This window comes from Motiliproteus sp. MSK22-1 (genome assembly GCF_001968815.1).
Lineage (GTDB): Bacteria > Pseudomonadota > Gammaproteobacteria > Pseudomonadales > Balneatricaceae > Motiliproteus.
Window position 1 is genome coordinate 1 of the sequence record NZ_MIEQ01000089.1, and the last position, 319, is coordinate 319.

Annotated in this window: 1 rRNA gene; it reads right to left on the reverse strand. The window is 55.2% G+C overall.

From position 1 onward, the window contains the following. A 16S ribosomal RNA gene (locus tag BGP75_RS22920) occupies positions 1-319 on the reverse strand; the annotation flags it as partial.

The following is a 319-nucleotide window of genomic DNA, read 5'->3' on the forward strand; positions in this document are numbered from 1 at the left end:
AGATGCAGTTCCCAGGTTAAGCCCGGGGCTTTCACATCTGACTGACTAGGCCACCTACGCGCGCTTTACGCCCAGTAATTCCGATTAACGCTTGCACCCTCCGTATTACCGCGGCTGCTGGCACGGAGTTAGCCGGTGCTTCTTCTGCGAGTAACGTCATAGATGCAGAGTATTAATCTACACCCTTTCCTCCTCGCTGAAAGTGCTTTACAACCCGAAAGCCTTCTTCACACACGCGGCATGGCTGGATCAGGGTTGCCCCCATTGTCCAATATTCCCCACTGCTGCCTCCCGTAGGAGTCTGGGCCGTGTCTCAGTC